The organism is Mameliella sp. AT18 (assembly GCF_028807275.1).
Taxonomy (GTDB): domain Bacteria; phylum Pseudomonadota; class Alphaproteobacteria; order Rhodobacterales; family Rhodobacteraceae; genus Antarctobacter; species Antarctobacter albus.
Genome location: NZ_JARAMO010000196.1, coordinates 21,570 through 30,256 on the forward strand (window position 1 = coordinate 21,570; position 8,687 = coordinate 30,256).

General features: G+C 60.7%; 9 protein-coding genes. 1 reads left to right on the top strand and 8 read right to left on the bottom strand.

All coding sequences use genetic code 11. The features are described from left to right. Positions 1-8 precede the first annotated feature (8 nt). Entirely contained in the window at positions 9-1,778 is a 1,770-nt protein-coding gene (locus PVW46_RS17515) for a sigma-54-dependent Fis family transcriptional regulator (protein ID WP_274576912.1), read from the top strand. Between the two features lie 47 nt (positions 1,779-1,825). Here PVW46_RS17515 and PVW46_RS17520 read toward each other — a convergent pair whose 3' ends face one another. The 8 genes from PVW46_RS17520 to PVW46_RS17555 all read right to left on the bottom strand — a co-directional run bounded on the left by PVW46_RS17520 (position 1,826) and on the right by PVW46_RS17555 (position 8,371). Then, complete coding sequence (locus PVW46_RS17520; protein ID WP_274576913.1) at positions 1,826-3,403, bottom strand: GMC family oxidoreductase; 1,578 nt, start codon at positions 3,401-3,403, stop codon at positions 1,826-1,828. 12 nt (positions 3,404-3,415) lie between these two features. Next, positions 3,416-4,009 carry a hypothetical protein gene (locus tag PVW46_RS17525; protein ID WP_088672063.1) on the bottom strand — a complete coding sequence of 198 codons (594 nt, stop codon included), beginning with the start codon at positions 4,007-4,009 and terminating at the stop codon, positions 3,416-3,418. Between the two features lie 104 nt (positions 4,010-4,113). After that, positions 4,114-4,614, bottom strand: a complete 501-nt coding sequence (locus PVW46_RS17530; RefSeq protein WP_274576916.1) for a GlcG/HbpS family heme-binding protein — start codon at positions 4,612-4,614, stop codon at positions 4,114-4,116. Positions 4,615-4,646: 32 nt separating this feature from the next. Next, positions 4,647-5,345 carry a lipoate--protein ligase family protein gene (locus tag PVW46_RS17535; RefSeq protein WP_274576917.1) on the bottom strand — a complete coding sequence of 233 codons (699 nt, stop codon included), beginning with the start codon at positions 5,343-5,345 and terminating at the stop codon, positions 4,647-4,649. Beyond that, the gene (locus tag PVW46_RS17540) at positions 5,342-6,031 is read right to left on the bottom strand and encodes a 2-oxo acid dehydrogenase subunit E2 (RefSeq protein WP_088672060.1); all 690 of its coding nucleotides are present in this window, start codon (positions 6,029-6,031) and stop codon (positions 5,342-5,344) included. The genes PVW46_RS17535 and PVW46_RS17540 overlap by 4 nt, the downstream gene beginning before the upstream one ends. Further along, positions 6,028-6,261 (bottom strand): biotin/lipoyl-containing protein, encoded by a 234-nt coding sequence (locus PVW46_RS17545; RefSeq protein ID WP_088672059.1) that lies wholly within the window; start codon positions 6,259-6,261, stop codon positions 6,028-6,030. The genes PVW46_RS17540 and PVW46_RS17545 overlap by 4 nt, the downstream gene beginning before the upstream one ends. 75 nt (positions 6,262-6,336) lie before the next feature. Then, positions 6,337-7,362 carry an alpha-ketoacid dehydrogenase subunit beta gene (locus tag PVW46_RS17550; protein ID WP_274576919.1) on the bottom strand — a complete coding sequence of 342 codons (1,026 nt, stop codon included), beginning with the start codon at positions 7,360-7,362 and terminating at the stop codon, positions 6,337-6,339. 22 nt (positions 7,363-7,384) lie between these two features. Then, positions 7,385-8,371 carry a thiamine pyrophosphate-dependent dehydrogenase E1 component subunit alpha gene (locus PVW46_RS17555; protein WP_088672057.1) on the bottom strand — a complete coding sequence of 329 codons (987 nt, stop codon included), beginning with the start codon at positions 8,369-8,371 and terminating at the stop codon, positions 7,385-7,387. Positions 8,372-8,687 lie beyond the last annotated feature (316 nt).

The following is an 8,687-nucleotide window of genomic DNA, read 5'->3' on the forward strand; positions in this document are numbered from 1 at the left end:
GGTTGGCCGTGGTTCACTTCACGCCAAAGGGAGGAAACGAAATGGTTGCCTTGCAACAAAAAACCGCACTGCGCGAGTTGCTTGCGCGGTCCAGGGCACGCTCGACTCAGAAACACCGGCTGGCGGTCGGCACCCGCGCGCCGATCCTGCGCCTACAGGAAACCGAACTATCGCCCCGGCGCGAACGCTTTCAGGATCTGATCGGCGGTGCGGCTGCCGAACTGGATCCTTCAACCCTGCTGCCCAGCAAAAGCCGCTATTGCTTGCTGGTCTCGGACGCGGAAGGCGTGGTGCTGGAATGTTACGCCCCCGAGGGCGCCGAAACCGAATTTCAGCGGCACGGGCTGACAGTAGGCGGAATCTGGAACGAACGGCTGGCGGGGACCAACGGCATCAGCATCGCGCTGGAATCGGGCAATGTAGTGACCGTATCGGGCGAGGATCATTTCTATCGCTGTTTTTCCCGATTTGCCTGTAGCTCTACCCCGCTGACGGATGCGCAGAACAATCTTATCGGCTCGATCACGCTGGTAGGAGCAGTCGGCCGGCGCCCCGACGAAATTGGCCTGTGCGAACAGACCCTGCACCGGGCCTCGCGCCAGTTCCAGACACGTCTGTTCCGCAATTACCATTCAGACAAGATGACAGCGCGGCTGATGTCGCGAGACCCCGCCACCCGGCGCTGTTTTGAAACGCTGGTGGCCTGCGATGACCGAGGCGATGTGATTTTCAGCCTGCCGCTTTGGCGTGATGATGCGCGCCCCGAGCCCCATCAGAACCTTGTCGGGCGGCACCTGTCCGAACTGCACGATCTTGAGGTCTGCCTGCGCGGACCAGCCCGAGTGCCCCCGCGCCGGTATTTCATCAACTCCGGCACGCCCAACGTGCCAGCCCGGCTGGACAAGACCGGCCCGCTGGCATGTTTCGCCAATCAGGGCGCGGCGATGCCCAATCTGGTCGAGCGCGCCCGCAAACTGGCCGCCTACCGCGTTCCGCTGTTGATTTGCGGCGCGCCCGGTGGCGACAGCCGGGAGTTTGCCCAGGCGATTATCGGCGATCTTGGGCTGATCGGCCCCACGGGCGTGACGCTGGATGCCAACAGCCCCAACGCAGACGCAAGCGTGAGCGAAGCGCTGGATGTAATGCAGTTTCTTGGGGATTATCCGGTGGAACGGTTCTCGCCGACTTTGGTACTGGAGAATATCGAACAGCTGGGCAGCGCCGCTCAGGCACGTCTGAAACAGTTCCTGGAAGCAGACGAGCTTGCAAATGGGGATCGTTTCAATGAGGACCGCGCGCTGGTGCTATTTACCTCGGATCAGCCCTGGCAGCAGTTTCAGAACGGCGGCATTGTGCAACCGGGCCTACTGCATCTGATCGGCCAGTCAGTGCTGGAGCTGCCCCCTTTGCGGCTGCGCGAGGTCGAGCAGTTGATCCGCGCGTATCTAGCGCGGGACCGGGCCACGCCGCCGCAGGTCTCGGATCAGGCTATGGGGCTGCTGTGCGATTATGATTGGCCTGGAAACCAGCGCGAGATGCGCGCTGTGCTCCGCGAAGCGCTGATCTGCGGCAATGGCGCAACAATCAATGTGACCGACCTGCCCGACCGAATTCAGAACCGCCCAGCCACGCCACAACGCGAACTGGCGCGGCATTCGCTGCGTGACGCCCTGAACAGTGCTGACTGGAATGTTACCAAAGCCGCACGTTTGCTTGGCATCAGCCGTGCGACGATCAATCGCTGGATCGCCTCCGAAGGATTGCAACGCCCCGAATGAAAGCGGCCAGGCGTTGCGCCTGGCCGCCTCCGGGAGGAACCCGCCCCTCAGATGTTGCGGGCGTTCATTTCCTGCGCGATGTACTCCGCCTGACGGATGGCCAGCGCCACGATCGTCAACGTCGGATTACACGCCGCAGACGAGGTGAACTGACTGCCGTCCGAAACGAACAGGTTGGACATGTCATGCGCTTGGCCATAGGCATTGACCACGCCCTTATCAGCATCCACATGCATCCGGTTCGTACCCATGTTGTGGGTGGCCGGATAGGCTGGCAGCTCATAAACATCCGTCGCACCGACGGCTTCGTAGATTTGCGCCGAGGTTTCATACATGTGCTCGGTCATCTCGTAGTCGTTATTGTGCGGTGTCTTGGAAACAATTGGCACCGGAAGCCCGTGCTGATCAACCTCGCTGTCATGTAAGGTGATCCCGTTGCGCTCTTGGGCCAGATCCTCACCCAGAACCCAGACCCCCGACATGCGGTCATAGGATTCGAGCGCGCGCGCGACACTGCGCCCCCAGCCCGTATTCCCCGGCTCAAGGAACGCCGCCATAAACGGCAGCCCCAGAGACAGGAACTCCAGATAATAGCCCCCACTGAACCCGCGCGCGGCATCGTGGTAGACTTCATCCCCCACAATCCCCGCAACCGAAGTGCCGCGGTACATGTGCACTTTCTCCGGCAACACCGCGTAGACGCCGCCGGTGGTGTGGTTCATGTAGTTCTTGCCCACCTGACCCGAGCTGTTGGCCAGCCCATCAGGGAACATCGGGGAGGCCGAGTTCAGCAAAAGCCGTGGGCTTTCGATCGAGTTGCCCGCAACGCAAACCACCCGCGCCTTTTGCAGGTTTTGGTTGCCGTCTGCATCGGCATAAAGAACGCCGCTGGCCTTGCCGTCCGCGTCATGCTCGATCTTCAGGACCATCGCATCGGTCCGGATTTCGCACAGACCGGTGTCCTCGGCGCGCGGCAGCTCGGGGTACATAGTCGACCATTTCGCCCCAATCGCACAGCCCTGCATACAAAAGCCGATCTGGTGACAGGCCGGTCGCTCGTCCCGCTCGACCGAGTTGATGGCCATCGGCCCCGAATTGTAGTCCGTGCGCCCGGTTCGGCGGCACCCTTCGGCCAAAACCCGAAAGCCGTTATTCCATGGCAGGTGCGGCATCCCGGTGGTCTTGCCGGTCACGCCCATCTTAAGCTCGGCCTTCTCATACCAGGGGGTCATCTCCTCCAGCGAAATCGGCCAGTCTTCAACATTGGCCCCATCAATCGCGCCGTAATGGGTGCGTGTCTTGAACTCGTATTCCTTGAACCGCAGCGCGACGCCCGCCCAGTGGACGGTCGAGCCGCCAAAACCCTTTACAATCCAGGCCGGGAGGTTGGGGTGGTTCACGGCCCCATGCCAGCCACCGCCAGAGTAGCGTTTGTCCAGCCACGAGATTTTGTTGAACATCGCCCATTCATCGTTCTCGATATCGCCCATGTCAAAGCGTTTTCCCGCTTCAAGCACGACTGACTTGATACCTCTTTGGGCCAGTTCGTTGGCAAGGGTTCCACCCCCCGCGCCCGAACCGATGATGACGACGGCAGAATCGTCATTAAGATCAAATTGTGCCATGATATCTATCCCTTAACCCTGAACCTGCGCGAGGCGCTCGTCCAAGGTCGGCCCTTCGGGCACAAACGTGATGTCCGAAAATCCGCGGTCGATATAGCCGCCGTGCTCGACCGAGGAACCCTCGTATCCAAACAGCGGCCAGATCTCTTTGTTGTCGTAGATGCCGAAATAGGCCGTCCACCGGACGGATTGGAAAAAGCCCTCGCTCTGGAAATGCCGCAGCAGACCCTCGCGGGCGTCAGGTTCGGCGATGTCGGTATAGCTGGTTCCAAACAGCGACTTCGCCTGCGCCTCGATCTGGGCCAGTCCGTCGATCAAACCTTTGGCATTCTCCGCATCCATCTCGGCATTCTTCAAAACGGTCGCGGCTATCGCCTCGTAATGCGACAGCGGTAAAACATCGGGATGCGGATAGATGTCCTGAATCACGCGCAACAGGCGGGCTTTCTGGGCGTCGTCCAGAACGCCGGAAGCTGCAAAAGCCGTGTTGCCCAGCAGGGAACCGGTCGTGATCCCCGCCATCGTCGTTGTCATCAGAAACATCCGCCGGCTCATCCCGGCGCGGGTCTCTTTCTCCGGCCGCAGCCGGTGGAATTGAATGGTCATGGTTTTTTTCCTCCCTTTTGGTGGCCACACCTTCACGCCGCGCGAGCGAACGAGCCGGCCGTTCCGGTGACGATGCCGCGCTTCAATTTTGTCCGCGGTCGCGCCTACTTCATGTCCTTGAAAACGGCCTCCAAACCGGCCTTGGCGCAGGCTTCGTCATTGTCAGCGCTATCGCCACTGATGCCGATGCCGCCGATGTGAAACTCCCCTGCCCTGATCGGCAGGCCGCCGGCAAAGGCAATAACCCCGTCCACTTCGTCCAGCCCCGCTACCACGGGTGTCGCACCATCGACTCCATAGGCAAGCTCCCCGACAAAGCGGGTCGAAAATGGAAAATTCGCTGATGTCTTGGCCTTGCCGATCGCAATGCCGCCACTCCCGAGAAAGGCTCCGTCCATACGATGAAAGACGACGAGATTTGCCCCACGATCAACGATCGCGATATTCATCCGCCATCCTTCCGCCTCTGCGAGAGCCCGACAGCCGCCCGCGATTTTCAATGCCGTGTCCATGTCGAGCACGGGGGCTGACTCCAGCGCGACCGCGCCGTGTGCGGATATCAGGGTCGCCCCGATAAAGGCCGCGATGTTTAACTTGATCTTCATTCCGTCCTCCCGTTTTGGTTGGTCTGCGGCGGTCAGGCCGCTTTGGATTCCTGTGTGATCAGACTGGTCAGGCGGTCCTCTGCCGCCCGTGCCAGTGCGCCGGGGAAACTTCCTGGATTGGTGCGTTCGCCGATCACCTCGTTCAGGGCGACATGGACCTTTGGGCGCAATCCGTCGCTGCCCGAAAAGGCGGCGCGGTGCAGTTGGTTCATCACCCGCCAATGCACCGTGTCTGGCCGGGTTAAAAGGATGGCAGCATGCGCCAGAACAATCGGGCCCGAGCGCGTGCTGCGCCAGCGCTGCGCCGTCCCAGCAAGTTTTCTGCCCTCAACAAGAACGTTCCACGTGCCGTCGCAAAACGACTGCGCGCAGGCGCCCGTTGAAGACCGAATATCGAACCGCGTCAGTGCCTCGGCCAATGCATTGCAAATCAGCCGATAGCCGTCTTCGAGTTGAAATCCCGGCGGGGCTGGAAACACCAACGCCAAGTTCAATGTCCCCGGCCCCTGTGGGACAATGCCGCCCCCGCTGCGCCGGGTCACAACAGGGATCCCCGCCCGCTCGGCCAGCGTGGCGGCTGCCTGCACTTGTGAGCTTCGCATCAAAGCCGCGGGCAGCACAAGCGCGGGTGACTCGCTGGACCACAGCAAAGCCGCAGATCGCCCTTGCTGCAACAGCGCCATTTCACGGGCGATCCCGTCATCCGCAGTAGGAAATTCAGCGACAATCACGGCGCAAAACTCTCGATCGTCTGACAAAGATCCGTCAGGAAATCGGCCGCAGGCGCGCCGTCAATCGCGCGGTGATCAAAGGTCAGGGACAGCCCGGTAAACGACCGCCATGCGATCCCGTCACCGTCGCGCACGGCCGTTTCCACGACCCGCCCTATCCCCAGAATCCCAATCTGTGGCGTGTTCAGGATCGGTGTGAACTGCTCTACCCGCGACAGACCAAGGTTCGACACGGTAAACGTGCCCCCGGTCATTTCCGCAACCGTCAGCTTGTTGGACTTTGCCCGTTCGGCAAGGTCGCGACGTGCAGCGCGCAATTCCGCCAGGGTCATCTTGTCCGCCCCGAAAATCGCCGGCGCGGCCAGCAGGTTTCCGGGTAGAGCAATCGCCACACCCAGATCCACCGACTTTGACAAGGTAATCGTGCGCTCTTTGAGCGTTCCGTTGATATCGGGATGGCGGCCTAGGGTCTGAACCACCGCCCCCATCAAAAGGTCTTCGACGGAAAGCGCAATGCCTTCGGCTTTGAACTGCGCCTTTGCGGCCAGCATCGCACCCATATCGGCACGCGCATGGTGCGTCAGCTGTGCCGCCCCCTGCAGGGACGATAGCATCTTGTCCGCAATCATGGCGCGCGCCCCGCGCAACGGCACGACGCGCTCCTTGGCCTCTGTTGCCTCGGTCATTCGATCGACCCGATCACGTCACCCTTGGCGACAACAGCGTCCTGTTCCTTGGCAATCGACAGGGTGCCAGAGGCCGGAGCGCTGATTTCGTGCTGAACCTTCGCGGTCATGATCTCGGCGATCAGCGCGCCTTCGTTGACCTGCGCGCCGTCGTCAGCCAGCCAGGCGGTGATAACGCTTTCCTCGTCGCCTTCCCAGAGGTCAGAGGGGATGATGATTTCCGTTGCCATGTGACAAAGTCCTTCCTGCGCCACTCCGGGTCTGTCCGGAGTGGCGCGTTATAGTCGTGGGGTTTTAAGTACGGATCAGGCCGGGATCGGGGCCTGACACAGCTCGCGTGCGGCGACGACGATCTTGTCCGCGTTCGGCAGGCAATGCTGCTCCATCACGCGGGCGAAGGGGATCGGAACATCGGGATAGGCAATCCGACGCGGCGGGGCCTTGAGATCAGCCAGATTGCTTTCGGTCACAGTGGCGATAATCTCGCCCGAGACGCCAAAGCTGTGGTAATCCTCGTCCACCACGATCAGCCGCCCGGTCTTTGCGACACTGGCGCGGATTGTGTCGCGATCCAGTGGCACTAGGGAACGCAGATCGACCACCTCGGCACTAATGCCTTGCTCTTCCAGAACTTTCGCGGCATTGAGCCCATGGTGCACGCCCTGCGCGATCGACACGACAGTCACGTCACGGCCTTCGCGGGCGATTTTTGCCTTGCCGATCTCTACCTCAAAGGCCTCTTCGGGCACATGAACGATGGCGCCCTTTTCGGTGCCAAGCCACCCCATGCCTTGCAGGCCCTTGTGGTACATATAGATTACCGGGTTCGGGTCCCGGATCGCCGCCGTCATAAGACCCTTGGCGTCATAAGCGTTCGAGGGGCTGACGACCTTCATCCCGGGCAGGTGAGCAAAGCTACCATAGAGGCATTGCGAGTGCTGCCCCGCGTCGGAATAGCCGCCGCCGGTCGAGGTCATCAGCACCATCGGCACGTTGAACTTGCCACCCGAGAAATAGGTGTTCTTGGCCATCAGGTTATAGATCGCATCAAAACAGACGCCGAAGAAATCGACGAACATCAGCTCAACCACAGGCCGCATCCCATCCTGGGCCGCGCCGACGGCGGCCCCGATAAAGCCGGTTTCCGAAATCGGTGTGTCGCGGACACGTTCTTTGCCAAATTCTTCAGCCAGACCGCGCGTGTTCCCGAAGACACCCCCCAGATCGGCAATGTCTTCGCCCATCACAAAGACGCGCGGGTCAATGCGCATTTCTTGTGCGGTGGCCTCGGCCATGGCACGGGCAATTGTCAGTTTACGTTCATTTTCCATGTGTTTTTCCTCCCTTGCGCGCTCAGCCGAACACGGTTGTCAGTGCATCTTCGGGCTTGGGGTCCGGGCTTTGGCGGGCAAAGGCGATGGCCTCATCCACCTCGTCTCGGGCCTTGGCCTCAATCGCGTCCAAATCGGCCTCGGCAAAGCCATGCTCGGCCACCAACACCTTGCGCAGATTGGGGATCGGGTCCTTGGCAAAGAGCGCGTCTTTCTCGCCCTCGGGGCGATAACCCTCAGCGTCGCCCATGAAATGACCAGCGAGGCGATAGGTCTCGATCTCGATCAGGGTCGGGCCTTCACCGTTGCGCGCCCGTTCGATGGCCTGGCCCGCGACTTCATAGATTTTCAGCGGATCGTTACCGGGAATGTAGTGTCCCGGAATGCCATAGGCGGCGGCACGGTCGGCATTGCACTGGATGGCCGTGGAGGCCTCTTTGGCGACGGAAATGCCCCAAGCGTTGTCTTCGACGATAACAACCATCGGTAGTTTCCAGACCGCCGCGAGGTTCAATGCCTCATGGAAAGCGCCCTGGTTCGCCGCACCTTCGCCTATGAAAGAGATTGCCACGCCGGGCTTGCCTTGCAGCTTGCGGGACAAGGCCGCGCCCGCAGCCGGCCCCATGCCCTGTGCGATGATACCGGAGCAGGCAAAATTCACATCGGCGTCAAAGATGTGCATATGGCCGCCGCGCCCGCCCGACAGGCCGGTGGCCTTGCCAAAGATCTCTGCCGCCATCTTGTTCAGGTCGACGCCCTTGGCGATGGCCTGGTGATGGGGACGGTGCGTCGCGGTTACAATGTCCTCGGGGTTCAAGTGCGCGCAAACGCCGACGGCAACCGGCTCCTGCCCGTTCGACAGGTGCATTTCGCCGGGGATCGGCCCGTCCGCCATGTTAAAGACGGGCGTCTTGCCCTCCATGTAGATCTTTTCGATTTCCTCTTCGAAATGACGGCTGGCGACCATCTTTTCGTACATCCAGGCCAAAGTGTCTTTCGGTGGTGTCATGTTTTCCTCCCATGAATTTCAGTCACGGTAGGAAGCGATCAGGATTTGAGCGAAGGGACTTCGCGCGCTCAAACTCACGGATCAGGAAGTTGTCTCATTTTGCTTGGATTGAGACACCGGACGATACATCCTGCACCGGTTGAAAATCAGACTCGGGTCTTCCTGACGACCAGTTCACCTCATGTCCAGCGGTTTTAGAACCCAAGTCAATCCGCCATTCAGCGTGGCGTCTCCTGCTAAGCCGTCTTGTTGGAATCGCATCCGGGATGTCCCAGCCAGGGCAGGCCTTAGGGTCAGGACTCGTTCTCTCTCAAAG